The organism is Barnesiella sp. An22 (assembly GCF_963931395.1).
Taxonomy (GTDB): Bacteria; Bacteroidota; Bacteroidia; order Bacteroidales; family Barnesiellaceae; genus Barnesiella; species Barnesiella merdigallinarum.
Genome location: NZ_OZ007014.1, coordinates 1,219,883 through 1,246,344, shown reverse-complemented (window position 1 = coordinate 1,246,344; position 26,462 = coordinate 1,219,883). Strand labels below are relative to the sequence as shown.

14 protein-coding genes are annotated in these 26,462 nt (G+C 56.6%); 7 read left to right on the top strand and 7 right to left on the bottom strand.

Going from position 1 to position 26,462, the window contains the following annotated elements:
- The first annotated feature begins 131 nt into the window (after nucleotides 1-131).
- Nucleotides 132-782, top strand: a complete 651-nt coding sequence (locus ABGT88_RS05035; RefSeq protein ID WP_087408101.1) for an AAA family ATPase — start codon at nucleotides 132-134, stop codon at nucleotides 780-782.
- A 6-nt stretch (nucleotides 783-788) separates the two neighbouring features.
- Here the strand turns inward: ABGT88_RS05035 and ABGT88_RS05030 are convergent, their stop codons facing one another.
- Nucleotides 789-1,688: an exopolyphosphatase gene (locus tag ABGT88_RS05030; protein ID WP_087408102.1), complete on the bottom strand. Its 900-nt coding sequence runs from the start codon at nucleotides 1,686-1,688 to the stop codon at nucleotides 789-791.
- Nucleotides 1,689-2,041: 353 nt separating this feature from the next.
- Here ABGT88_RS05030 and ABGT88_RS05025 point away from each other — a divergent pair, with 353 nt between their 5' ends.
- Nucleotides 2,042-4,621 carry a hypothetical protein gene (locus ABGT88_RS05025; protein WP_300130313.1) on the top strand — a complete coding sequence of 860 codons (2,580 nt, stop codon included), beginning with the start codon at nucleotides 2,042-2,044 and terminating at the stop codon, nucleotides 4,619-4,621.
- A gap of 49 nt (nucleotides 4,622-4,670) precedes the next feature.
- On the opposite strand, the gene sprA is transcribed toward ABGT88_RS05025, so the two are convergent.
- On the bottom strand, nucleotides 4,671-12,110 hold the full coding sequence (gene sprA, locus ABGT88_RS05020; RefSeq protein ID WP_346700776.1) for a cell surface protein SprA: 7,440 nt from the start codon (nucleotides 12,108-12,110) through the stop codon (nucleotides 4,671-4,673).
- A 60-nt stretch (nucleotides 12,111-12,170) separates the two neighbouring features.
- Nucleotides 12,171-12,752 carry a Holliday junction branch migration protein RuvA gene (gene ruvA, locus ABGT88_RS05015; protein ID WP_258326460.1) on the bottom strand — a complete coding sequence of 194 codons (582 nt, stop codon included), beginning with the start codon at nucleotides 12,750-12,752 and terminating at the stop codon, nucleotides 12,171-12,173.
- Between the two features lie 368 nt (nucleotides 12,753-13,120).
- Between ruvA and ABGT88_RS05010 the strand changes: the two genes are divergently transcribed.
- Genes ABGT88_RS05010 through miaA form a run of 3 tightly spaced genes read left to right on the top strand, consistent with a single transcriptional unit; the run spans nucleotide 13,121 to nucleotide 17,528 of the window.
- Entirely contained in the window at nucleotides 13,121-15,301 is a 2,181-nt protein-coding gene (locus ABGT88_RS05010) for a S9 family peptidase (RefSeq protein ID WP_346700774.1), read from the top strand.
- Between the two features lie 18 nt (nucleotides 15,302-15,319).
- Complete coding sequence (locus tag ABGT88_RS05005) at nucleotides 15,320-16,618, top strand: hypothetical protein (RefSeq protein ID WP_346700772.1); 1,299 nt, start codon at nucleotides 15,320-15,322, stop codon at nucleotides 16,616-16,618.
- Nucleotides 16,611-17,528 (top strand): tRNA (adenosine(37)-N6)-dimethylallyltransferase MiaA, encoded by a 918-nt coding sequence (gene miaA / locus ABGT88_RS05000; RefSeq protein ID WP_346700770.1) that lies wholly within the window; start codon nucleotides 16,611-16,613, stop codon nucleotides 17,526-17,528. The genes ABGT88_RS05005 and miaA overlap by 8 nt, the downstream gene beginning before the upstream one ends.
- 83 nt (nucleotides 17,529-17,611) lie before the next feature.
- Here miaA and ABGT88_RS04995 read toward each other — a convergent pair whose 3' ends face one another.
- From ABGT88_RS04995 to ABGT88_RS04985, 3 genes are read right to left on the bottom strand one after another with little or no spacing between them, the layout of a single operon-like run.
- Entirely contained in the window at nucleotides 17,612-19,903 is a 2,292-nt protein-coding gene (locus tag ABGT88_RS04995) for a hypothetical protein (RefSeq protein ID WP_346700768.1), read from the bottom strand.
- Nucleotides 19,904-19,921: 18 nt separating this feature from the next.
- On the bottom strand, nucleotides 19,922-20,419 hold the full coding sequence (locus ABGT88_RS04990) for a hypothetical protein (RefSeq protein ID WP_087408110.1): 498 nt from the start codon (nucleotides 20,417-20,419) through the stop codon (nucleotides 19,922-19,924).
- A 14-nt stretch (nucleotides 20,420-20,433) separates the two neighbouring features.
- Nucleotides 20,434-20,934, bottom strand: a complete 501-nt coding sequence (locus tag ABGT88_RS04985; protein WP_087408111.1) for a hypothetical protein — start codon at nucleotides 20,932-20,934, stop codon at nucleotides 20,434-20,436.
- Nucleotides 20,935-21,129: 195 nt separating this feature from the next.
- Here ABGT88_RS04985 and ABGT88_RS04980 point away from each other — a divergent pair, with 195 nt between their 5' ends.
- A complete protein-coding gene (locus tag ABGT88_RS04980) occupies nucleotides 21,130-22,695 on the top strand; it encodes a fibronectin type III domain-containing protein (protein ID WP_346700765.1) in 1,566 nt (521 codons plus the stop codon).
- A gap of 215 nt (nucleotides 22,696-22,910) precedes the next feature.
- On the opposite strand, the gene ABGT88_RS04975 is transcribed toward ABGT88_RS04980, so the two are convergent.
- Nucleotides 22,911-23,654 (bottom strand): WG repeat-containing protein, encoded by a 744-nt coding sequence (locus ABGT88_RS04975; RefSeq protein ID WP_158096841.1) that lies wholly within the window; start codon nucleotides 23,652-23,654, stop codon nucleotides 22,911-22,913.
- 228 nt (nucleotides 23,655-23,882) lie between these two features.
- Here ABGT88_RS04975 and ABGT88_RS04970 point away from each other — a divergent pair, with 228 nt between their 5' ends.
- Complete coding sequence (locus tag ABGT88_RS04970; RefSeq protein ID WP_346700763.1) at nucleotides 23,883-26,087, top strand: sodium-translocating pyrophosphatase; 2,205 nt, start codon at nucleotides 23,883-23,885, stop codon at nucleotides 26,085-26,087.
- The last annotated feature ends 375 nt before the right edge of the window (nucleotides 26,088-26,462 follow it).

Here is a 26,462-nt window from a genome sequence, read left to right as displayed (position 1 = left end):
ACCTTTTGCCGATGAAGCCCTGAACGACACATCGAAAAGCAGCCAAGCACGCAAAAAAAATATATCGGGATATAGGATTTCCTATTTTTTTAATGTAAGTTTGTTGGATAATCGAATCTATACACGACATTATGAACAACAACCTCATCATCACCATAGGCCGGCAATTCGGCAGCGGCGGCCGTGAAATCGGCAAGCGGCTCTCCGAACTGTTCGGTATCGCCTACTACGACAAGGAATTGATAAACGAAGCCTCGAAGTCGAGCGGACTCAGCACCGAATATTTCGAGAAGGCCGACGAACGCGCCCCGAGCGCCCTGCTCAATTCGTTCTCGATCAACTGGCTCACGGGGGCCGGAGGCTTGTGGGGCGACGGAGGTTTGTCGAATGAATACATCTTCAAATTCCAGTCCGACGTAATCCGCAAACTGGCCGAGACCCAATCGTGCGTAATCGTAGGACGATGTGCCGACTATATCCTGCGCCAATATCCACGATGCTACAACGTGTTCATACACGCGCCGCTCGAGGATCGCATTGCCCGCATACTGAGCCGCTCGCAAGGAATGACACGCAAGGAGGCCATCGAACTGGCCGAAAAGAAAAACAAACTGCGCGCCGCCTACTACAACTTCTATACCGACAAGGGTTGGGGGGTATCGTCGTCGTACGACCTGTCGATAGACTCGTCGATACTGGGCAGCGAAGAGACGGCTCTCTTCATACGCGACTTTATCCTGAAGAAAGACCAACGTCCCAAGTGGGAGAAGAAGAAAAAATAGAAGCCCTTACTTTTTGTGCATCTCCAGATAATCGGAGCAGAGCGAATAGATGATACCGTCGACGATACCGATGGTAGGCACCCATATCTCCTGCGCGCCGATGTGTGTGGCTATCTGCAGATAGATGTCGGCTGCAGGCACAATGACGTCGGCACGGTCGGGCTTGAGGCCGAAACGCTCGATGCGCTCGACAATGGGATAGCTGTTGAGCTCGTTTCTCAACTCGAGCAGGCGCTCTACGGTGAGGGGCTCGCGAGCCGGTATTTTGGCCAGATGGTGCAGCTTGTTGATGTTCCCGCCCGAGCCGATGATGGAGATTCGGGGATATGACTCTTTCACCCGCCTCAAGTCGCGGTACATGCGGAAGAGTTCGCTGCGACTCAACTTCTTGTTGAGGATACGCACCGTACCGATGTTGTACGACTGGGACTGCAACAACGAGCGGTTGCTGATGATGCTCACCTCGGTACTGCCGCCACCTACATCGACATAGACAAAATTGCCCTCCTGCTCAAACTGGTCGACAATGTGGCTGTCGTAGACGATACGAGCCTCTTCGAGACCGTCGATAACCTCGATGTGAATGCCGCTCTTTTCGGAGATATAGCGCACGATTTCGGCCCCGTTCGACGAGTCGCGCATGGCCGAGGTGGCACAAGCCCGGTAGGAGACTACGTTATAGACCTGCATCAACTGCGAGAAGGCGTGCATGAGTCGCAGCAGCTTCTCGGTCTTCTCGGTAGAGATACGCCCTTTGGTAAAGGTATCTTGCCCCAACCGCAACGGCACACGCACGATGAAGACCTTGGATAAATCGGTTACGTTCTCATCCGGATTGATACCCTTGATAAGCAGTCGCACGGCATTGGAGCCAATATCTATTGCAGCAAAATTGAGTTTGTCCATAAAGCCTATCTCCTTTCTGAGCGAAGATACGCATTTATCCCGTATGTTGAACGTCGCAAAGGCAAGAATATCGCCCCCGCCCCCCTATTTTTTGCATGTACGGCTCACCCCCGACTCAACCATTTGCCCCGCTCGCATGTTATACTCAGGTACAAACTCAGGCGCAAAACAGTGATTGGTTATGCTTGGGCAATGCGCCTTCTACCCCGCACCAAGGGGGCAAGGAGGCCCCTCCTGTTTTATTATCAGGTATTTATCAATAGTCGGGAAGGGCCTCCTTCTTTCAAAGAGTATCATCATGCCACAAGTCGAGAGAGAGCCGGCATTACTTTTACCGGAAATTTTTCTGTCCTATGAAATCGAGAATTATCTTCAACGGCATGAATCGCCATGCTTCGCCTGCGACTGCCCAGCCGGGCGACTGCTCGTCGGTGGTCAATCTGCGCAAACAATCGGGCCACCTGATTCCCGTGGGCACCCCCAAGTATCTGTACAATACCCAGGAGAAAGACCGCCGACTGCTCTATGTGCATACCTGCTACGACGGAGAGCATCACATCACGGCCAACGACTATGCCCTCTACTACGAGGTGAATATCGACCGGGATAGCGAAAAGATAACGCCTGTCGAAAAAGAGCTGTTTACCCTCAACGGGAGTACCGCTCTGTCGGTTCAGTCGATTGGCAACACCCTCATCGTCATCTGTGCCGAGCATACCTACTACCTGCTCTACAAAGAGGGCGAATATATATTTTTGGGCGAGCAACCCGACTTTCCCGAGATTTCGTTCTCGGCCTATACCCGCTATACCGACGCTTATATCGTGCCCGAGCACACCTTCTCCGAGACCTACAACAACCCGACCTACCTTAAGACCGAGGAGACCAACTTCTACAACGGGGCCTACTACGATGCCTTTTTCCAACTGCAGGAGCAGGCCTGGAAACGGCGTTATTTCATTCAGCCCATACTCATTCGATATGCACTCACCCTCTACGACGGCAGTCGCATATTCTCGTCGACTCCCGTCATGCTCTCGCAGGCCAACCCCATACAGCCTTCGCAACTGAGAATCCGCATCAAAAACTCGAACAACATCTGTACGGGAACCTACGAGGGACAGATTATTGCCGAAAACTTCATCGTCAAATATTTCATTCACAGTCTGAACCTCGAAAACTGGAAGGACATCGTGAAGAGTATCGACTTCTTCGTAACCCCCGAAGCCACGATTTTCGAGACGGGCGAAACGCTGCAAGGCATGGACTTCAAAATCGAGCGTACCCAAGAGAACGGCAACACCGTCTTTTACGTCACGGGCGACATCTCGTTTCTGGACCGGAACGAAATCAAGAAACAATACATGCAAAGTTCGCTCTTCTACAAAATAACTTCGATCGAAGACTGGAGCAACCTGAAGGTGGGCGAATGGTACGACTTTTACAGCGACATACGCCCCGACATGCTGGTACACGAAGAGGTGCTATCGCCCGACAATACGACCCTGCTCTCAACCGGAGCGCAAGTGAGCTACGTGCTCAACAAGCGGCTGCACCAGGCCAACCTGAGCCGCAAGATGTTCCCGGGGTTCCCGCTGATCATGCAGACTACGGGGCGAACCAATGCCGAACCGGCCGAGGCCTATATCTGCACCTACCTCAAAACCGAGCGAGGCGAAAGCATGGTGGTGTGGAGCGGGACGACCGACTACTTCTACAACCAGCTCTCGCCCTTCATCTCCTACCCCGACAGCAATGCCTACCTGATGGAGATTGTCGTGAAAAGCGCGTCGGGACTGTACCGCAAGCGCATCGAGCTCACCCCCTCGGAGTATGAAAACCGGGCCGACTACCTCGACGATTCGTTTGTGGCAGCACCTCTGGAGGTCGATTCGGCAGCGGGCTCGAGTGCCCTGACCATCCCCTCGCCCAGCAACGACGTCTATACGCAGGACAATATTCTGCGGGTATCGAAGTATGAAAACCCGTTTGTCTTTCCGGCCGAACAAACCTACTCGGTATCGAACGGAGCCATCACCGGCATCGCGAGCATTACCACCGCCCTGTCGGAGGGACAGTTCGGCGAGTTCCCGCTCTACCTTTTTACCGAAGAGGGCATCTGGGCCCTGCAAAGCGGCTCGGGCGAGGTGTGCTACAGCAACCAGCATCAGTTGAGCCGTGAACCTATTTCGAGGGAATATCCCATCATTCCCCTCGAAGAGGCTATCCTGTTTGCCACTCCAAAAGGGCTATCGATTTTACAGGGTGCAACCACGCAGCAGCTTCTGGCATTCGACGAACTGCCCTACGAAGACAATTCGAAGCTTCAAGACTATCAGCTCTCGAGCAATATATTACAGGCAACCTGCGACACGACACCGCTCTCCGACTTCATTCAAGGGTGTATCATCGCCTATAACCCCATCGAAAAAGAGTTGCTATTCTGCCAACCTCGACTCGGATATACGGTGGTTCTGCATCTGCCCTCGATGTATATATACCGCACGACACAAGTCTACACCTCGTATCTTTACGATGCCACACATCTGTTGGGTCAGGATGAACAAGGGAATATCTTTGATCTGCAAAAAGAGATACGGAACAATACGGCACAGATTGTACTGCTCACCCGTCCCATCACGCTCCAGAGCGAGAGCTATCAACGGTGGAGGGAACTTTCGCTGCGGGTCTCGTCGTCCGGGAAGAAAACGATTCTCTCGTTATGGGGAGGCAACGATGCCGAAAACAAGTTTGTCACCGTGGGGCAGCTGTCGAACAGCGGCAAAATACCGGGAAAACTGACCCTGCGCATTACGGGCCCGGCCTACAAATATTATCGGATTTTCTTTTCGGGCGACGTGATGCCCGACTTCCATCTGTGGGCGGCCGACACGCTCGCTATTCCTCTCGACCTCAACTCCCGACTGTACTGACAGAAGACCGACGTGAAGATACTCGCCTCCGTCCGGCTCCTGATGCAGACTATTTCACCAGCGAGAGGCGCACCGAGATACCGTAGTTGCTGTTGGTTATCGGGTAGGACGACGAGGATACCAGCGGGGTGTTGATCTGGTGGTCGAAGTAGGCTCCCACCGTGATGCGCTTGCTCAGCACGTAATTGGCCGTGAGCTCGATCATGGTGGTGCGGGTGCCGCTGGTGGCCTGGGTAAAGTTCTGCTCGATGCGGCGGATGAGCGACTGATTCTTGCGGAACGAGAAATCGGCGTTGATGGTGAGGTCGTTGCTGACACCCGTTTGCGAGCCCCGCAGCTTCAGGATGGTGTTGAAGTTGGCAATCTTGTACCCGGCCCCGATAGTGAAATCGGTAGTTGTGGCCTCTACAATCTGGCCGGCGGCCGAGTTGAGGGTGAGGGTACGGGAGTCGTTGAACTTGATATTGCCGGTAATGTTGTTCTTCAGCGTGACCGAGAGACCGATAAGGGGGGCGAAACGCTCGGTAATCATCACCGACGAGATGTCGAAGGGCGACGAGGGTATGGGGTTGCCCGAGAGTTCGTCGCGGATGAAACCGAAATCGCCGTCCGACTCCACCCAGTTGAGGTACGACGAGTAGGAGCCCACCGAATAGGTACACTGGTAGGTATGCGACAGGGTGAAGGCCTTGAAATACTTCTTAATCAGAGGCACCTGCATGAGGCCGTCGTAGGTGATGCGCCAGTTGGGCAGAATGGCCGTAATGTCGGGGAAGGGCGAGAGCCCTACCTTGTTGGCATCCATACCCGAATAGGCGGCCAGGAAGGCGGGTATCATCACGTCGGCCGAACTGCGGTTCACCCCGCCGTTGGCCACGTCGTAAGGCTGCCCGGCCAGGCCGGTCGAAGCGATAAATCCCCGGTTGGGATAGTTGCCCTGGGCATAGCGGGCCTCGAGACGCGAAGCGATAATCTCGCGGTTGCGCAGGAAGTCGTTGAAGGCTTGCGACGCATAGCCGTCTTTCGACGAGCTGCTGCGGAAGGCGGTCTTCAGGGCGATGTGGGTCTTGGTATAGCTTCCGCCCCGGGTGGTAGGCATGTCGGCATACATGAACTGCATCTGCGAGCTGCGCGTGTCGGTGCGGTTGCCCGTGAGGTTGATTTTCAACCCCCGTATCGGCTCGAGGGCAATCTCGATGTTGAACTCTTCGGTACGACCGATTACGGCGGGGCTTATCTGGGTAGAGTCGCACAGCAGCCAGCCGCGCTCCTTGGCCCGGTAGACATAGCTCTCGTCGGTAAAGCCGAAGGCAAAGTCAAGACCGGGCGACATGGGACCGTAGGAGTTCGACTGCCCGAATATGTCGCCGATGTTGGGCGAGAAGAGGGGCAGCGAGGTGGTGTTGGTCTTGCGGTAGCGCACGCTGGCGTTGCGCACCATCATCAGCCCCCGCAACGAATACTCGGCCGCCTCCTTCCAGAAGTTGGGTTTCTCCTTGCCGGGGGTAATCACCACATTCAGCCGCTGGGTACCCTTGTCGAGAATCATCACGCTGTTGGCGTCGATGACCTTGGTGCGCAGGGCCACCCGCTTGCCGGCATCGTCGCGGGCCACCACCTTCACCTTCTTGTTGTTGAGGTTGTGCCGCAAGGTCACCGTGGTGTCTTCGCGCAGCAGAATGGTGCGCTCGAACTTGCGCTCCTTCTTTTTAATCGACTGTCCCCGATTGCTCGACGAGAAACGGCGGTTGATCTTCTGCAGATATTTCGACTTGTTGTAGAGCTGCTCGAAGTTGAAGCGGCCATCGAGGCTGAGCTGTCCCTGGTTGCTGATGGTGTTGCCCAGATCGATGTCGCTCGATACCTGAGCTCCGCGGTCCCAGGTATAGGTGGCGTTGTACTTGGCCGTGAACGACATGTAGTCGATGACCGGTATCTTGCTGAACGGCGCGGTATACGAGGCGTTGAAAGTCTGGTTGTAGTTCCAGGGCGTACCCAGGTTCTTGATGCTGGTCATCACGGTATCTTTCCAGGCCCTATACTCGTCGGGGAAAAGCTCTTTGTTGACGGCCCCCACAGGCTCCTCGATATGAGCGTTGGTCATGGTCTGCAGCGAGAAGTTGAGCGACTTGGTGAGATTCCACGACAGCGAGAACTGGCGGTCCCACAGGAAGTTCTTGCTCACGCTGATGGGTAGGGCCATACCGCCCGAACCGTTCACGTCGCGAATCTGCTGCTCGTAGTAGTAGCGCGACATGTTGGTATTGAACGCGATGTTGCTGGGCAGGTAGTAGAGTTCCCACTCTTTCAGGAACTTGAGGTGCTTCGACTTGCTCTTCAACCCCTTGAAGGGAACCCACGGTTTCACAAACGGCGTGTAGGAGTAGGTGAAGCTGCCCCGGTAGTCGTAGGTATTCTCGAACTCGGTCGTGGGGTCCTGGTTGGACTGCCGGTTATAGGAGTAGCTGATCGAGAAGTTACCCGGGTCGTAGGGCATGGGGTTCTTGCTGCGGATGTCGAACATCACGCCCGAGAGGCTGAGGCTCTCGACCGTCGACCGCTCGATAGAGGCGTCGTTTATGGAGTCGCGCTCGTGCTGGCTGCCGGCATTCCGCAAGGCATCCTTGAGGAGAATATCCTGGTCGAGCGGGTTGTACTTGGGCGAAGTGCGCTGCTCGGTGAGCGAGTAGAACAGGGGGGCTCTGAGCTTGACCTTGTCGGGCAGGAAACGGCCCAACTCGACCATCGTGGCGATGTTGTACTGGTAGTAGTCGTCGAGGCGCCGCTCGGTGAGGCTCTGGTCTATGCCGCCGAAACCGGCCGTCTCGACATGGCCGGCAATATTGAGCGTGGCAATATCGGACAGTCCCAGGTTCATGTTGGCCTTGGCCGCCCAGCCGCCCGACTGGTCGAAATCGGTCAGGCGCATTTCGTTCACCCAGATGGTAATCGACTTGGTGGAGTTGGAGTTGTTACGCACACCAATCATCATGGTGCGCACGTCGCTCAACGAGGGGTTGCCCACGATGGTCACCTTGTTTTGCGCCTTGTCGGGGTCGTAGATCGAATAGCGGGTTTGGAAGGTTACGCCCGAACTCTCTTGCCGTTTCTTGGCATTCCGCTCCAGCTTCAGGTCGGTGAAGACCGAAAGCGGAAAGTCGAACATGTTGGACGAGGGCCAAACAGCCTCCTGGTCCTGCGTATTGTAGGTGCTGTATGTACCGGGCTCGGTGAGCGAGAGCGGTATCTCGTATTCGTAATAGTTCGATTTGTTGTCGGAACCCAACCGCAGGAATACCGACACGTCGCCATCGCGCAGGTTGGTGTTGTCGTCGATGAGTTTCTCGGCGTGGACAAACATCTGCAACCGCTTGTAGGTACGCATGTCCATGCCGCTGTTTTTGTAGACGGCACGACCCTCGCCGGTAGGCAGGTCGGTCACCTTCAACGACATGGCCTGCTCGTTGAGCTGGGTTATCTGCGACTGTCCCGGGTCGATGATACGGGTTACCCCCGGCGGCAACACATAGTTGACGGGCTCTTGACCGGCATTCTCCTCGATATTGACTACCGAGACGTCCAGGTTGCCCTGGGCCGGCGAGTTGGTGGCCTTGTCTACGGCGTAATCGTAGGTGCGCCATTCGCCCCGCACCAGCTCGAGGGTGGCAAAGCGCAAGTGGGTCTCGACCTCGAAGCCGGTCATAAACATACGGATGAAGCGGATGGTCTTGAAATCCTGAATAGAGCCCACCTTCTTCTGCGGTTGAGAGAGGGGCACCTTGAACTGGTACCACACGGCCTTGCCCTCCTGCCCGTTGCGGAGGGGTACGGTGGTCTCGCGCTTGTCGGTGATGTAGTTCTTGCCCACCACGAGGCTGTCGGGACAGAGCGAGATGCGGTATTGGTAGTAGCGTTCGTACTCGTTGAGGGTGTTGTCCTGGTTGATGTCCTCGACGTCGGGCACACTCTTGGACGACTGGTAATAGGAGTCGGCCACATCCTCGGTCGAGAGCGAGTTGCCCTCGGTACCGTTGTAGTGCTTGTAACGGTCCAGAATCGAGGTCTGGGCATCGTCGTAGTCGTGGCCGCGGTAGAAGTGATAGTTATCGCCGGCGGGGTCGTTGAAGGGCGAGAACTGGTCTTGCCGCATCTCCTCAACCACGGCAGGCGACAATTTGGCCTCGAGCTTGGCCAGATAATCCTTATACGACGAAAAGCCGTACTCCTCGTCGTTGGTCAGACCGTCGAGACCCACATCCTGCAGGGTGCGGGTTCCGCTCGTGTTGTCGAAGGCGTAGGTAAGCGACTGCCGCTTGGAGACCTTACCCCAGGCCGTAGTGGCTATTTGGGTGGTGTCGCCATCGATGGGCAGACCGTTTTCGAACGACTTCATTCCGTCTTTCAGAATATCTTCCGACACCTCACCCAGGTTGAAGTAGAGTTCTCCGCCCTTGTGGTTGGTCTGGTTCTCGTCGAGGAAGGGGTCCATGAGCCAGAACTGGATATACTCGATGTTGGACGATTCGAAGTCGGTATAGTCCATTTTGCGCATGATACCGCCCCACCGTTTTTCGGGATTGAGCAACCGGCCCTGCTCGTCGATGTTGTCGGCATCGAGGTTGTAGGGGCCCCGCTCCTGCGGATAGTACGAGAGGTTGAGTGTCTGCTGCGTCGTGGATTCGCCGTAGTTGATCTCCTTGTTGGGGAAAATCTCGCGCACGCTCACCTCGCGCACGTAGGGGTTGGAGAGCTGGTCCAGGTCGTTCTTCAAGTGAGCGGGTATGAGGCTCGAGGTCTTCTGCGTGAACATGCGGTCGATGTAGTACCACGACAGCAAGGCGCGGTTCTGCCCGTAGCGCACGTCGTTGGAGTAGCGGGCTTCGGGGAAAAGCGCGTCGGAGGCGGCATCGTAGGGAGTCGAAGCCAGCGTCCACGAGTAGGGCGACTTGAGGTCGAGGCCCGTCTGGGTCGACTCGAAGTCGTCGATATAGGAGGAGCCTTGCGAGCTGCCGGTCTTGGACTGGTGGGGAATGAGCTGGGCAAACTCGGCGGTGAGGGCCAGAGTCGACGGCGCCGTAGCGTTGACGGTGGGAATCTTGTTCATCCAGTTGGTGAGCCACTGGAAACTGGTGTTGTACGACAGGTTCACACCCCACAGCGTGTTGTTGAGCACCTCGTCGCCCATACTCACCTTCTCGGTCAGGGGCTTTTCGCTCAGGTGCATGATGGTGGCCCCTATGTTGAAGTCTTTGGAAAAGGCGTAGTTGAGGTCGAGACCCAACATGGTCTTGCGCTGCATGTTGAACATCGACTGGTTCTCGAGCGATACGCTGATGGGGGTACCCGACTCGATGATGCTCTGGTTCAAGATGGTAACGACACCCATGGCATAGTCGACAATGTAGTCGGAGTTCTCGACCAGCGTCATACCGCCGGCGGTCACCACCACCGACCCCCGCGGCACGTTCATGGCGTTGAGGCTTATCTCGGCACCCGACGAGGCCTTGTATTCACCGGTCATAATGAACTTGTTCTTCTCGGAGACCTGCTGGGCCACGGTGAGAGTCGAGTCGTACAACTCCTGATAGACATACTTCTCGGCAATGGCCGCGTTGCCTATCTGTTCGGCCAGGTGGCTGCCGAAGGGCTCGATGACCGGAAAGATGATGCGGCCGTTCGACGACTGTACGGTATAGCCCTCGATGTAGTCGAAGATACCGTCGGAATACTCGGTTTCGTTGGCATCCAGGCGGTCGAGGTTCATCACCTGCAAGAGGGTCTTGTTGGCAATGTTGCCCTCGGGTATGTTGTTGACGGCCACGCCGGTGGAGTCGCTCATATACTTGATATAGAGGCGGAACTTGTCTTTCTGCACCTGATAGGCGCCTAACGAATAGACGTTTTTCATCATCAGGTCCCAGATGGGCAGCGCGGTCGATACGGTCGAACTCTTCAGCATCTTCAGGTAGAGGCACTGGTCGGTATCGGTCACATCGCCCGAAAACTCGCCCACCTGGTAGACCTGCCCGTTGTAGGTATACTCGTAGGCCACGGCCAGCATCTCGTCGGCATTGAGCTTGCTCTTGAGCGAGATGTAACCCAACTGCGCATTCAACGTATACTCCGACGAGGAGAGCTTGCGGGCACTCTCGATCTTCACATAGTCCTGACCGCCCTCGATTCCGTAGGCCGAGAGGGGCTCCAGCGCCTGGGTCACCAGGTTGATGTTGCGGGCATCGGGGTAACCGTTCTTGATTTCGGAGTAGAGCGAGTTGGAGTTGTTCATCGGGTTGGGCTGGGCCGTCGTCGAAATCCAGTGCGAGTTGCCTATGCGGCTGTTCTCGGCCAAATCCATGAATCCCACGATGTTGCGCGACTCTTCGTAGCTGCCCTGCTTGTTGGTAATCCACACCTCGATGCGGTTGATGCTCACCCCCGACGATACGTAGGGCAGCTTCGAGGCAAACTTGTCGTAGTTGTCGCGGAAGAAGTGGGCCAGGAAGAAGTGGCGGTTCTCGTCGTAGGCATCGGCCTGAATCTCGAAGGGGGTCGTCTGGGCACCGCCGCTGGCGTTGACCGTCTTCGACTCGGACTGCTGCTGCGAGATCAGGGCCGTGGCGGTGAGCTTGCCGAACTGCATGGTAGTCTTGATACCGAAGAGGGCCGTGCTGCCTCGTATGAGCGACGACCCGGTAGTCATGCTCACGTTACCGGCCTCGATGTTCTTGATGATTTCGTCCTCCTTGCCCTCGTATTGCAACTTGAGGTTCTTGGAGTCGAAGTCGAAGGTCGCATCGGTGTTGTAGTTCATGTTGAACGACATCTTGTCGCCCACCTTGGCGGTGACCGATGCCTGTATCTTTTCGTCGAAATCGAAGTAGGTCTTTTTACGCGAACTCATCGGCAGGGCCGGGTTGTCGAGCTTGTTGTACTTCAAGCCCATATTCAGCTCGATAGAGCCCTGGGTGGTCAACTGCACGCCGCCGGGGCCGAAGACCTTCTCGAGGGGCCCGAGCGAAAAGTTCATGTCGAGGAAGTTGAACTCCGACTTGCTGTTCTCGGCAAAGTTCTGGGCATTGCGCTCGCGGTAATACTGCTGCATCGACTTGCGCAGCGTGTATTCGTTGTACTCGTCGGCCGAGAGCATGAAGGGGGTAGTGACATCGACACCGGCCACTCGCGTGTGAATCACATAGCAGTTGGTCTCGGGGTCATACTCCACCTCGGTCTTCAGGTTCGACGGGTTCTCCAGGTCTACGGGGGCCTTCTTGTCAATCTCGTCGTACGACTCGGGCACCGTTTTGGCCACGGGGAAACGCATCTCTATCGAGTCGGAAGCCGGACGATCGGCACTCCCCGCCTGCGCCGCCTGGGCGTTGCGCGCGGTATTCTGCGGCTCGGCCACCTGCAAGGCAGCAAAAGCGGAATAGACACCTAATCCGCTCAAAGCCAAAGCCACTATCGTTCCAATCCTTATCCGTCTTCTCATTCGATACTCCTGCACATAATCCCCGCTCGCCTTTCAAAGAGAAAAGGCACTGCGTCGGTATCAGAGCATTTTCAGAGCCTGTTTGATGACCGCCTCGACCTTCATCGAAGGGGTCTCGCGCAACAGTTTCTGCACCGCCTTTTGCGATTGAGGCTGCGAAAAGCCAAGCATCACCAACGCCGCCACGGCTTCCTCGTAAACCTCGGAGGCTGCGGGCGTACTTATTACTAACGGATTGTCGGTAGGTTTTATTTTATCCTTCAAGTCAACAATTACACGTTGTGCCGTTTTCGCCCCGATTCCCTTCACCGATTTCAGCAAATTCAGATTCTCCGAGACGATGGCCTGCTCCAGTTCGGCCGGATTGAGCGACGACAGAATCATGCGCGCCGTGTTGGGCCCCACCCCCGAAACCGAGATGAGCGACACAAACAGCTCCCGCTCGTGACGGTCGCCGAAACCGTAGAGCTGGTAGGCATCTTCGCGGATAGCCTCATACACATAGAGCCGCGCCGTTTTCCCCTTGGCCAGACCCGAATAGGTGTTCAACGAAATATTGAGCAGATAGCCTATGCCCATGCACTCGATTACGGCCGTGGCAGGAGTCACCTCTACCACCTCGCCGGTAATATATTCGATCATAATCCTCTCTTTTTCAAATTATTCATATTCAATAACCCGGACCTCGACCGGGATGCTCCCGGCATCGGCCCCTGCCGCTTGCCGGCCACGGCGGCCCTCGCCCGTATCGGATTGCAAACTTAGCAATTTATCGGGAATCGGGGAAATATCGCCCCGCCAAATCGCACGGGATGCACCCCCGCCGACCGGCCTGTGGCCGAAATAATTTGGCCGGATTGTACGTTTATCGATATAGAAATAGTTGTCTTTGTGGTATTTTTTCTACTTTTGTATAGATAAACGGAGCGGCCGCCGGGCACCCGGGCAGGAGTTCTGCCGGAGGAGCTGCGGGCGTTCCATGGAGTTACGAATCTATCATCACTCTCGAAATGAAAAGAATAGCATTTACCCTCATGTGCGCCATCGCACTGATTTCGTTCCGGGCCCAGGCCTTTACACTGGAAGATATTACGTCCGAAAAATTCCGTCCGCACGATGTGGCCGAGACCTACCCCTCGACCGACGGGGTGCACTACTACGCCGCCACCAACGGCAACACCCGCATTGTCAAGTGCGAGTACCGCACCGGCCACGAGGTCGACACCCTTTTCGACGTGAAGACGGCCCGCGAGTGCAACCTGAAGAGCTTCGACGGCTTTTCGCTCAGCCCCGACGAGAAGCACCTGCTCATCTATGCCGACTCCGAACCCATCTACCGCCGCTCGTTCAAGGCTACCTACTACACCTTCGAGATACGCCGCAACCTGCTCAAGCCGCTCTCCGAGGGGGGCAAGCAACAGGTGGCCGTCTACTCGCCCAACGGCCGCATGGTGGCCTTCGTGCGCGACAACAACATCTATATCAAGAAACTCGACTACGGCACCGAGGTGGCCGTGACCCGCGACGGCCAGCGCAACCAGATTATCAACGGTGTGCCCGACTGGGTCTATGAGGAGGAGTTTGCCATGACTTCGACCCTGCAATGGTCGCCCAACGACGAGACGCTGGCCTTCGTCAAGTTCGACGAGAGCCAGGTGCCCATGTATGCCTTCCAACTCTACGAGGGCTACTGCCCCGCCTACCCCGAATACCGCTTCTACCCGGGCAGCTTCACCTACAAATACCCGGTAGCGGGCGAGACCAACTCGCGGGTATCGGTCTACTCCTACACCGTCGACACGCGTGCCCTGAAGGAGATGAAGCTGCCGATTTCGGCCGACAGCTACATCCCCCGCATCCAGTTCACCCCCGACCCCGACCGGCTGGCGGTGGTCACCCTCAACCGCACCCAGAACGAGATGGACATCTACGCCGTCAATCCCAAATCGGGCGTGTCGAAACTGCTGTTGCGCGAGACCGACAAGGCCTGGATCGACGAGCCCATCCTCGACAACCTCGCCTTCTACCCCGACTTCTTCATCCTGGCCAGTTGCCGCAGCGGCTACCAGCACCTCTACCGCTACAACTACAACGGCACGCTGGCCCGCCAGATTACCCGCGGCGAGTGGAACGTGTCGAGCTTCCTCGGCTACGACGCCAACAGCGGCTCCTATTTCTACGAGTCGAATCAGGAGGGCCCGCTCTACAAGGCCATCTACAAGATAAATGCCAAGGGGGTGGAGACCAAGCTCTCGACCCTGAAGGGCACCAACACCGCCGTGTTCAACCCCTCGTGCACCTATTTCATCAACCGGTACAGCAGCAGTAGCGAGCCGCTGGTGGTGACGGTGTGCGATGCCCGCGGCAAGACGCTGCGCACCCTCGAGGACAATGCGGCTCTCAAGACCTTTGCGGCCCAGAGCCAACTGCCGGTGAAGGAGTTTTTCACCTGCCCCAATGCGGCGGGCGAACCGATGAACGGCTACATGCTCAAGCCGCTCAACTTCGACCCCTCGAAGCGTTACCCGGTGGTGATGTCGCAATACAGCGGACCCGGTTCGCAATCGGTACTTGACGACTGGAAAGTCGATTGGGAGTATTACCTGGCCAGCCAGGGATTCATCGTGGCCTGTGTCGACGGTCGGGGTACCGGCGGCCGCAGCCGGGCCTACGAGACGGCCGTCTACATGCACCTGGGCAAATACGAGACCGAAGACCAGGTGGCCGGGGCGCGCTACATGAGCTCCCTGCCCTATGTCGACGGTAACCGCATCGGCATCTACGGCTGGAGCTACGGCGGATACGAAACCCTCATGGCCATGTCGACCGGCGGGGGCATCTACCGCGCCGGAGTGGCCATCGCTCCCGTGACCGACTGGCGTTACTACGACACCATCTACGCCGAGCGTTTCATGCGCACCCCGCAGGAGAACGGCGACGGCTACCGCCAATCGGCCCCCATCACCCACGCCGCCAACCTCAAGGGCAATCTGCTCATCGTCTCGGGCACAGCCGACGACAACGTACACTATCTCAACACGTTGCAATATTCGGCCGCCCTGGTCGAGGCCGGTATCCAGTTCGATTCGCAGATCTACACCAACAAAGACCATCATATCCGCGGCTGCAACACCCGACTGCACCTGTTCACGCGGGTGTGCAACTTCTTCAACGACAAGCTGAACCGATAAACACCCGCCTACCCCGTGATGAAGAATCGTGAAATAAGCTGGACCAACATCTACTCGCTGCAGCTCCTGCCGGCTGTCGTGCTGTGGGTGCTCACGCCTCTGCTCGAAGCGCGGACGACGATAGTCGCCTCGATGGCCGTGGGGGTGGTCTGGATTGTGGTCTCGATTTTTCTCAGCAAACTCTACAAGGGGTGCGGCACGATTGGCTGGGTAGTCGGCTGGGCGCTGGCCGTGAGCGGCGTGCTGTGGCTCGGCCTGGCGCTGCTTCACCTCCCGTTTGTCCCGATGGTCCTCTTCCAGGCTCCCTTCATGGCGTTGCTCACCTACCTGTTCGAGCAGCGCAACATACAGCCCCCTTTCTGCCAGCAGTGCGTCATCAAACGGGGCGGCATCTGGGAGCGCAATCTGCTGGGCGACTATACCCGGCTCGAGGCCTACAACATCATTCGCATCCTCCTCTTCGGAGCCCTTATCGTGGCGGCGGTCGCGTGGGCGCTCTTCCTCTGGGGCATCGATACCCAGAGCCGGCTGGGCCGCTATTTCTACCTCTTCTTTCCGGCTGCCCTGTGCGTGGCCCTTATCCTCTTCGAGACCATTCGCCGCTGGCTCTTGGAGATGACGATTCATCCGTCGGGGAAAGGGTTGAAGTTGGCGATGAATGGAGAAGAGGGCATGGACGATTTTTTAGGAATTATACGAATAATAGTAATTGGTCAAGAAAAAATATTTTTAATAGAGCACCAGAGCAATAAAGAAATATGGAACAGTGGTTCTGGATTAGATATTCCTATACAGTATTATTATTCTAAGCATTATTTATCTCAAAAAGAAATAGCGCAACAAACCAGTCAAGTTATAAAGAAAGAATTAAACATTGAGTACCTTAATGTGAAACATTTAAACTCTGTCATTTCTGAAAACAGGCTACGCCATATTGATCATTATATCTTATTTCTCTCCGACAAAGATATACCCAAAATGGACCGCTACCCCGGCCGTTGGTATACGGTCGAAGAGATTGCCCGGCTCAACCGGGAGCACCGGCTTCACCCCCTCTTCCGGGAGTGCTACGCCCGCCTCTGCACGGTAGTCAATGCCGCCCGCACCTACCGCATGAGCGGCGAGCGACGATACCCCATCCGGGGCTACAAACCGGCCTTCACCCTGCGTCACCTGCAAGAAATGAATATCGAGTTCGACGACCCTATCTGGCTCTACGTGAGCCGGCACAACGAAGACCGGCTGCTGGGCCGCATCGATCTCTGGTTCCAAAAACTTTTACGAAAACATCACTCTTCAACCTGCTGCGATGCTTGACTTGATAACCATACTGGGCCCCACCGCTTCGGGCAAAACCTCGCTGGCCGTCGCCCTGGCGGCCCGCCTCGATACCGAAATCATCAGTGCCGACTCGCGCCAGATATACCGCTCGATGGATATCGGCACGGGCAAAGACCTGGCGGAGTATACCGTGGGGGGCAAGATCATTCCCTACCACCTGATAGACATCTGCCCCCCGGGCTACAAGTACAACCTCTTTGAGTACATCCGCGACTACCACCGGGCCTACGACGAGATTGTGGCTCGGGGCAAAACACCCATCCTCTGCGGGGGGACCGGCCTCTACATAGAGGCGGTGCTCAAAGGCTACTCCCTCCCCCCGGTGCCCGAGAACCCCGAGCTGCGCCGGTCGCTCGCCGACAAGTCGCTGCCCGAACTCGAGGCGATACTCAAGACGTACAAGACGCTGCACAACCAGACCGACACCGACACCTGCAAGCGGGCGATACGGGCCATCGAGATAGCCGAGTACTATTCGCGTCAGGAGCCTTCACAACTGGTTCCCCACCCGGTGGAGCATGCCCTCATCGTGGGGGTGAATATCGACCGGGAGAGCCGACGGGCCCGCATCACCCAACGGCTGCACGACCGCCTCGAGGCCGGCATGGTGGCCGAGGTACAGGGGCTGCTCGACCGGGGCATCGACCCCGAGGCCCTCATCTACTACGGGCTGGAGTATAAATACATCACCGAGTACCTTATCGGCCGCACTACCTACGACCAGATGGTCTCGCTCCTCGAGATAGCCATACACCAGTTTGCCAAGCGGCAGATGACCTGGTTTCGCGGCATGGAGCGGCGGGGATTCCACATCTTCTGGCTCGATGCCTTCCTCCCGATGGAGGAGAAGCTGGCCCGCATCGAGGCCGAGATAGCCCGCCGATAGAGCGCTGTCTGTTGGATATTTGGCCGCAACTTGACCGATATACAAACCGAGGGCCGTGCCGATACCGGCACAGCCCTCGCTGTTCAGTTCCCCGCCGATGGCTTGGGTGGGTTTGTGTTGGATCGCTTTTGCGGCTCACCATAGACCTCGTCGTAAAAGCGTTTGTAGCGCTGCCACTGGGGGTCCTCCTCCCACAGCAGGCGGTAGGGCTCCCGCTCCATCTCGGTCAGGGGGGTACCTAATCGATTGTTATACTCCACCTCACCCAATTGTCGCCGCACCTCCCGATTCCAGGCCGAAATAGATTCATCATCTCGTAAAACTCTACGGGACAACATAATAATATGCCGTAACTCCCCGTCCGAGAAATTCATGCCCGGCCAGAAAAGCCGAAGCATACCGCGCAGTTCGGTACAAATCTCCTGCCAAGTCGATTTATATGTATTGATGGATGCCATATCGGCTAAATACTCTTCGGCATCCGTTTTACGGGCCTCCCACGAACTTCCCCGCAATTTCCACACATTGGGCATGGAGCGATAAACCTTCATCAAAAATTCATCCTTAAAGTAAGAATTGCCAAAGAGAGCTTCAAGTCCCCGATGCCCTACCGCCTCATGTAACAGAACATGCTGTAAAATTTCATACGAAGGGATATTATCGAGGACAATACCTATAATTCCATTACTATATCGATAAAAACCGGCAATTTTCCTTTCTTTTTTGTTTGAAAACGAATCCGGCAAATCCGACTGATGTTCATAGATATAGACATTGTCGAGCCCCATGCGATCGGCCAAATCTTTGGTAAGGTGGTATTTCCCGCGGGTAGACATCTCGCGCCAAGCCTGATCTTTGGCGGGGTCGCGCAACACCGTCTCCAGCGGGTCGGGTTCGTGCAGCGCCCGGGCCTCCCGGGCACGCTGTTTCAATTCACCCGTGGAGATGGGGCGCATCATGTCGATGTCGACATCGGGGACCTTCACCGGCTTTTCGTACTGCGGGTGCATCACGGTAGCAGTGCGGGTCTCGGGGTCGTAGTCGACGACATCGGTGGTAAAACCGTCGTACTCGAGGGTGCCGATAATCTCCTGCCGGTCGCGCAGGGCGGCATTGCGTCGGCGGTTGACCACCCGGCCCAAGCCTCCGGCCACGCTCCCGACCGTAGCCCCCGCGGCCATACCGACGGCGGCATTCTGCAAAATGGAGCTGAGGGTGGGATAATCTTCGGGATTGACATAGACCATGCGCCCCACGTCGTGGATGGCCGAGTTGGCCCCCTCGGAAACGGCACCGACCCCCGCATCCTTGACTACCCCGAGCGTAGTGCGGGCAAAATCGGTATAGTGCAGACTGTTCATCAACTTGGTCGCCTCGCGCCGCGCCTCCTTGTTCTTGAGCAGCTCATCCTTGAAATATTGCGAAGCCCGCCGCTTGACGCCCCTCGAGAGGTTGCCGAGGTAGCGGCTCTGGAGCAGGGCATCGAAGAGGAAATCGGCCCCCATGCTGATGGCGGTATAGGCCGCCCGCTGTCCGGCCGAGAGCGGTTCGCCCGTCTCCTCCTCGTAGTTGTCGAGCTCCATTTGCGCCTGGGCATGGCTCTCGGCTACCGACGCCCCCACGCTGGCCACCCCGGCGGCCACACCCATCGGCGCCGAGATAGCCCCCAACGCCACGGGGATACCCATGCGGGCCACATCGGAGAGGATTTCGCCGGCCACGGCCGCCCCCTCGGTCTCGGGGAAGGCGTTTTCGGTGGCGCGAGCCTCCTCCATGATGCGCCGCCCTTCGTTGCCCCACCGGGCCGTCTCGGAGAGTTGGCGGGCAATCTCGCCCTGCGGCAGTCCCTCGCCCTGCAAACGGCGATACTCCTCGAGCCCCTCCAGCTCGATGCGGGGGCGGTCGACGGGTTTCTGCTCGGGCTCACGGCCCAGCGAATCGGCCTTCTGCTGCAACTGCTCCGGCGTGCTGCCCGCATACTCGGGCAGGTGCTCCAGCGCGCTTTTGGCCGCGTCGCTCTTGTCGTCGGAGAAAAGGTCCTGAATATACCCTTTGGAATATTTCAGGTCGTTCCAGATGCGTTTCCCCGCCAGGTTCAACCCTTCGGTGAGCGACTGCAGCTTGCGCGGCTCCTCAACCTTGGGGTCGGGATTGACGGGAAAATCGGGCTGAAGCGGAACGGTCACCTGGTGCGACGGCACGGCACCCGCGCCCGCCGGGAGGTTCTCGCCCGGCAGCGGAACCGTATAGGCCGGCAAGTCGCCGTCGGCCCCCTCCTCCTGATTCCGATACAACTCTTGCAGATAGGGATTGATAAGGTCCCAGCCATATATTCCGTTGCCCTCGACAGAGGGCATGCTTTGTAACTTGTTCATACTCTTCGACAGATAAAATTAGTTTGTAACTCGATGGCCCAGATACTTGGCCAGCAGGCAGGCCAGTTTGCGGGGGAAGCCGGCCGATACCAGCAGGTTGAAAAGGTGGTGTTTGCACTCGAAATCGTTGTGCCCCGCCTGCAACGCCTTCAGCAGCGCCTTCTCGCTCAGGGCGGGACAGCGCGACTCGGGCCGGTATTGCCCCGACGCGAAGTCCGACCACAGCCGGAAGTTGCGGTATCGACGCTCTTTCTCGTCGAACGAGCGGGGAAGCCAGATGGCGGCGATACCCGAGTCGATGTCGCGGTCGGGTTGCCGCAGCAGCTCCAGCACTTCGCGCAGGGCCGCAAGCTCGCGGCGGGCCTCCCCGCGACGGTCGTCGGGGTCGTCCTCGCGGTGCAGGTCGTCGAGGTAAGCCCGGCACGACTCCAGGAAACACTTCCCCCCGCCCATATAGTCGGCGAGCTGGGGCGATTGGGGAGCCGACTCCCCGTTGGCAGTTATGCGATTGCTCATTGTAAAATGGATTTTTAGTTAAACAAATTCTTCAGCGTGTTGAAAGTCGACGAGAAGGAACTGCCGAGGATATTGCCCATGTAGTTCGACTTCACCGGTCGGTAATACTCCTCCAGAGCCGTACGGGCCGAGAGGTAATTCTTGAGTGCATTCTCCTTCCAGCCGGTCGCATAGCTGGCCACCTGGCTCACCGCCTTGCCGTAGGCCTGGTTTTGAGCCTTCTGGGCAGCCGTAATCGACTCGGGAGTAGCCCCGGTGACACTGGCCTTGTTTTTCAGAGCCTGGGTCGAGGTAGCCATCTGCTCGCGCATATCGCTGAGCAGCCCCCTCACGTCCGACCGGTCGAGCATGTTGCTGTAATAGGTGCGGTTGAAGAGGTTGTCCAGTTGCGACAACTCCTGCTCATACTGCTGTTGCTGTGCCTGCAGGGCCTGGTTGGCCTGCTGTTTCCCCTTTTGCGTGGCAAAGAGACTGCCCAACAGAGGAATGGCGGTAGAAAGTACATTGTAAATCATCTCCTGCTTGTTTGTTTATGGGTTGGTAATATCTGCCGCAAATATCTGTCGCCCTGCGGCGATAATCGTGGCACGATTGAAAAATGCGCGGCATACCGGCTGCATCCCGGTCTGTCATTACGATAGCAAAAAAGTCATAACGGTTCCATTTTTTACTATAGGTTTAATTTAGGAATAAACTCTTTTCTTATTTTTGTGACAAGACTTCTGGATGGCGCCACCTCGTATCTCGTAGACCTCTATTACAAGGATGAGAACAACCAAAAAGTCTACAAACTGAAAGATGAAGAGACTACGACCACGAGCCTTCAGGTTACGGGTCTGGAGGTTGAGACCACCTACTTCTTCACCGTTCGCGGCAAGAACGCCGCCCAGCTTTCGCCCTACTCCGAAGAGTATGCCATCTTGTCCGAGCTCGTTTCGCCCGACCTCATGTCGTGTGTCGAGTATACCGGCGACTCGTTCAAGGCCCGCTGGCGTCCGGTCGAGGGTGCTACCTCCTACCTGGTAAGCGTCTATAATCTGGTGGTCGACAACTACACGATGGAGCCGAATTATCTGCTGCGCCAGGAAGAGACGACCGACACCTGCATGACGGTAACCGGCTGCGACCCCTCGCTCACCTACTACTACATTGTACAATCGAAGGGTGCCGGCGTATCGGCAGAGTCGGGATATGCCATGCCGGCCGTTCCGCAACTCACCGCTCCCCTGCCGCTCGAGCCTACCAACATCACTTCGAACAGCTTCACCGCCAACTGGGAAGAGGTTCCCTATTCGCAAGGCTACACCCCCTTCCTGTATAAGGAGCATACGGCTCTGGCCGACGAAAAGCTGTCGATTATCGACACCGACTTTGCCGATGCCGTTTGCCCGCCCAGCTATCAACCTTGGGGCGACATGACCATCACCGATCCCTTCGAATCGTTCAGCCCCTACTACTTTGACGAATTTGCCGGCATGGCCGACTGGTACATCAGTGTAACCGCCTTTGCCGACGGTGCCCTGGGTATCGACAACATGTATTCCGACTTCTTCGACATGGGCTACATGATTTCGCCGAAACTCGACTTCTCGCTGGGCGACGGTACCGTAACGATCGACGTCGACTGGTTGAGCATCCACGCCTCGTCGACTACCGATGTATTTGCCATCGTTGCCTTTGCCACGGTAGGCGAAGACAATAGCATCAACATCGAGGGTACGCCGCAAACCTTCCTGGTTCCCAAAGGCACCTTGAAGCACGAGACCATTACGCTCACGGGCGGACAACCCGACAGCTACCTCATCATCTTCACCGAAGACAACGGTATCATCATGCTCGACAACCTGAAGGTAGAGATGAGCATGAACAAGGACCAGAAGGTGATGCTCCCCTTGCAATCGCTCTTCACCGAAGAGACCCACATGGACTTCACCAACCTCGACAACTTCCCCGGCGAGCGTTATGCCTATAACGTATCTTCGGCCTACCTGGGCGACGGTACCTTTGTATACCAGAGCGGATACTCCGACCTGCAATTCATCGACCTCCTCCCCTCGTCGGTAACCAGCGAGAAGTTCGACGGTGTCAAGGCCTACGTGAGCGAAGGCAAGCTGCACGTTGTCAACCCCGACAACGAGCCGGTCAACCTCTACGACGTCAAGGGAGCCCTGCTTCTGTCGGTTCCCGCAGGTGAATCGGAGGGCGTCTACGACCTGCCCGGTGCGGGACTCTACATTGTAAAAGTGGGTAACCATGCCATCAAGGTGGTTCGGTAACAATCCACATATAGTTCAACCTATATAAAAGCGGGGGCGGCACAATTCGTTGAGTCGCCCCTCTTTTTTCAACCGTTTATCGCCGTACGGACGACTCGCCCGCCCCAGCCTAAGCCGGGCAACAGCAGAGTCAAAAAAAGAGCCAGCCTCACCTCACAGGAGGCGAGACTAGCTCTTTTATCCGTATAAATAGTGATATGGTTCGTTGCGTGTTTTCAGATGCACTCTTCGTTTCTCTGCCAGGTACCCGTCTTGTCGATGACACCCCACAGCGTATCGAGTTTCACCTCGGCGAGCCCTTTGGAGAAGGAGTCGGCCTCGTCGTAGAGGAAGGGCAGAAACTCCTGCCCGGCCTTGTCGATGTAGCCCCATTTCCCGTTTTGTTTCACGGCGGCGACATCCTCCTTGAAGTTCCAGGCAAAATCGTATTGCAGCGGTATGAGCAGGTGGCCCGTCTTGTCGATGAAGCCCCACTTCTCGTCCATCCGCACGGCAGCCAGCGATTCGTTGAAACACCACGAGTCGTCGAAGCGCGGCGGAATCACCACCTTGCCCGAGGGGTCGATAAAGCCCCATTTGTCGTGCAGCTTCACCGGGGCGAGGCCTTCGTGAAAATCGGCAATATGCTCATATACGATAGGGACTATCTCCTTACCCTCCTGGTTGATGTACCCGTATCGGCCGTTTCGCTCTACCAGGGCCAGACCGTTATGAAAAGAGTGAGCCCAATCGTAGTCGAACTTGACTACTGCCAGCCCGTGCCGGTCGATGAACCCATACTTGTGGTCGATCATCGCCACGGCAACCCCCTCGTGAAACGAGTGGGCGGCGTCGAATTGAGGAGCAATAAATACCTTACCGGAGTGCTTCTCCCGGTAGCCATATTTCCCCGATTCGTCCTTGAACGACTCCAAATCGGGGAACCCTCCCAACGAGTTAAACTTCGAACTGCTTTTCATAAGTCGGTAAGAATAAAAAGGAAACATCAACAAATATATTTTTTTTAATTGACAATTCCAAGAAATATCCCGAAAAATATTTGTCTCAGAAGCGCATGGACCCATTGTTTTGAGCCGGGATGTCGAGCCTCTAAAAAAACAAAAATTAGAGAAAAAGATTTGGCTGTTTATACAAACAGCCGTACCTTTAACCTCTATAAAATGTTAACTTAATTTCAATATTTTGCTATGACAAATGCGTTATTCTGGCTTGTACCCATCTCTTCGGTACTGGCTCTACTCTTTGCTTGGTATTTTTATAAGCAGCTGATGAAAACCGACGAGGGAACCCCTCAGATGCAGAAGATTGCGCTCCACGTGCGTAAGGGAGCCATGTCTTACTTGCGTCAGCAATACAAGGTCGTCGGGCTTGTTTTCCTGGTTCTGGTCGTTTTGTTCTCGATCATGGCCTTCGGATTCGGGGTTCAGAACAAATGGGTTCCGGTAGCCTTCCTCACCGGCGGTTTCTTCTCGGGCCTGTCGGGCTATCTGGGCATGAAGACAGCCACTTACGCGTCGGCCCGTACGGCCAATGCCGCCCGCACCTCGCTCAACAGCGGCTTGCGCATCGCCTTCCGCAGCGGCGCCGTCATGGGCCTCGTGGTAGTGGGTCTGGGACTGCTCGACATCTCGTTCTGGTATCTGCTGCTCAATGCCGTGATTCCCGACGAAGCCTTGAACCCGGCGCATAAACTCTGTGTCGTCACCACCACCATGCTTACCTTCGGTATGGGAGCCTCTACCCAGGCCCTCTTTGCCCGTGTAGGCGGCGGTATCTACACCAAAGCCGCCGACGTGGGTGCCGACCTCGTGGGCAAGGTCGAAGCCGGTATCCCCGAAGACGACCCCCGCAACCCGGCTACCATTGCCGACAACGTGGGCGACAACGTGGGCGACGTGGCCGGTATGGGCGCCGACCTCTACGAGTCGTATTGCGGCTCTATCCTGGCCACCTCGGCGCTGGGTGCCGCAGCCTTTATCGGTGCGGGTGAAACCGAAATGCAGATGAAGGCGGTCATCGCCCCCATGCTCATCGCCGCCGTAGGCATTCTGCTCTCCATCATCGGTATCTTCTCGGTACGTACCCACGAAGATGCCAAGATGAAAGACCTGCTGAAGTCGCTTTCGTTCGGTACCAACCTCAGCTCCATACTCATCGTATTTGCCACCTTCGGTATTCTGTGGGCTCTGCAACTGCAAAACTGGGCCCTGATAGGCGGCTCGGTAGTGGTGGGTCTGCTGGTGGGCATCATCATCGGACGCAGCACCGAATATTACACCTCGCAATCGTACCGCCCCACCCAACGCCTCTCCGAGAGCGGTAAGACCGGCCCCGCCACCGTCATCATCTCGGGTATCGGTCTGGGCATGATTTCAACGGCTGTCCCCGTCATTGCCGTGGTAGCCGGTATCATCCTCTCCTACCTCTTTGCCTCGGGCTTCGACCTGAGCAACGTGACCCTGGGCCTCTACGGTATCGGTATCGCAGCCGTGGGCATGCTCTCGACGCTGGGTATCACCCTGGCTACCGACGCCTACGGTCCCATTGCCGACAACGCCGGCGGTAACGCCGAGATGAGCGGCTTGGGCGAAGAGGTACGCAAGAGAACCGACGCCCTCGACTCGCTGGGCAACACCACCGCCGCTACCGGCAAAGGCTTTGCCATTGGCTCGGCCGCCCTCACGGGTCTGGCTCTGCTGGCCTCGTACATGGAGGAGATTCGCATCGGTCTGACCCGCATCGGCGAGACCGTCCTCGAGTTTGCCGACGGCACTACGGTGATGATCAGCGAAGCCTCGTTTACCGACTTCATGCGCTACTACGACATTACCCTGATGAACCCCAAAGTGCTCTCGGGCATGTTCATCGGTTCGATGATGGCCTTCCTCTTCTGCGGATTGACCATGAACGCCGTAGGTCGTGCCGCCGCACACATGGTCGAGGAGGTGCGCCGCCAGTTCCGCGAAATCAAGGGCATCCTCACCGGCGAGGCCGAACCCGACTACGAACGCTGCGTGGCCATCTCGACCCAGGGAGCTCAACGCGAAATGGTCGTACCCTCGCTGCTGGCCATCGTGGCTCCCATCGTGACGGGATTGATATTCGGTGTATCGGGCGTGGTAGGCCTGCTCATCGGCGGCCTCAGTGCCGGCTTCGTGCTGGCCATCTTCATGGCCAACGCCGGCGGTGCCTGGGACAATGCTAAGAAATATGTCGAGGAAGGTAACTTCGGCGGCAAGCACAGCGACGTGCACAAGGCTACCGTCGTGGGCGATACCGTGGGCGACCCCTTCAAGGATACGTCGGGCCCGAGCCTGAACATCCTCATCAAGCTGATGAGCATGGTAGCCATCGTCATGGCCGGTTTGACCGTGGCCTGGAGTCTGCTGTAAAAGCAATCGTTCATAACCATAACCCCGAGAGGCCGTACCGGAAATTCCGGTACGGCCTCTTCTGTTTACCGATGAATACGAAATATTCTCATCCTCCACTGATAGATTCGCGGCACAAGAGCCCTCTCTTATTCCAAACGGCCCCAGCTGTCGCCTACCCTCTTCGAGGTACAGGATGCCGACAGCCGGGATTGGTATCTGCTCGATACTCACGGCTACATAGTCGAATAGATTTTGACACACCAACGGGAACGACGATAAACGGTTTCCCGCCTTCTTCTCTTTCTTGAGCAGGGCTGTACAGGGGGCTATCGGCCTCGGCACAGCCCTCGCTCTGTTTCCATTTCAACCTCGAGCCGCCACATTCGGGCTATC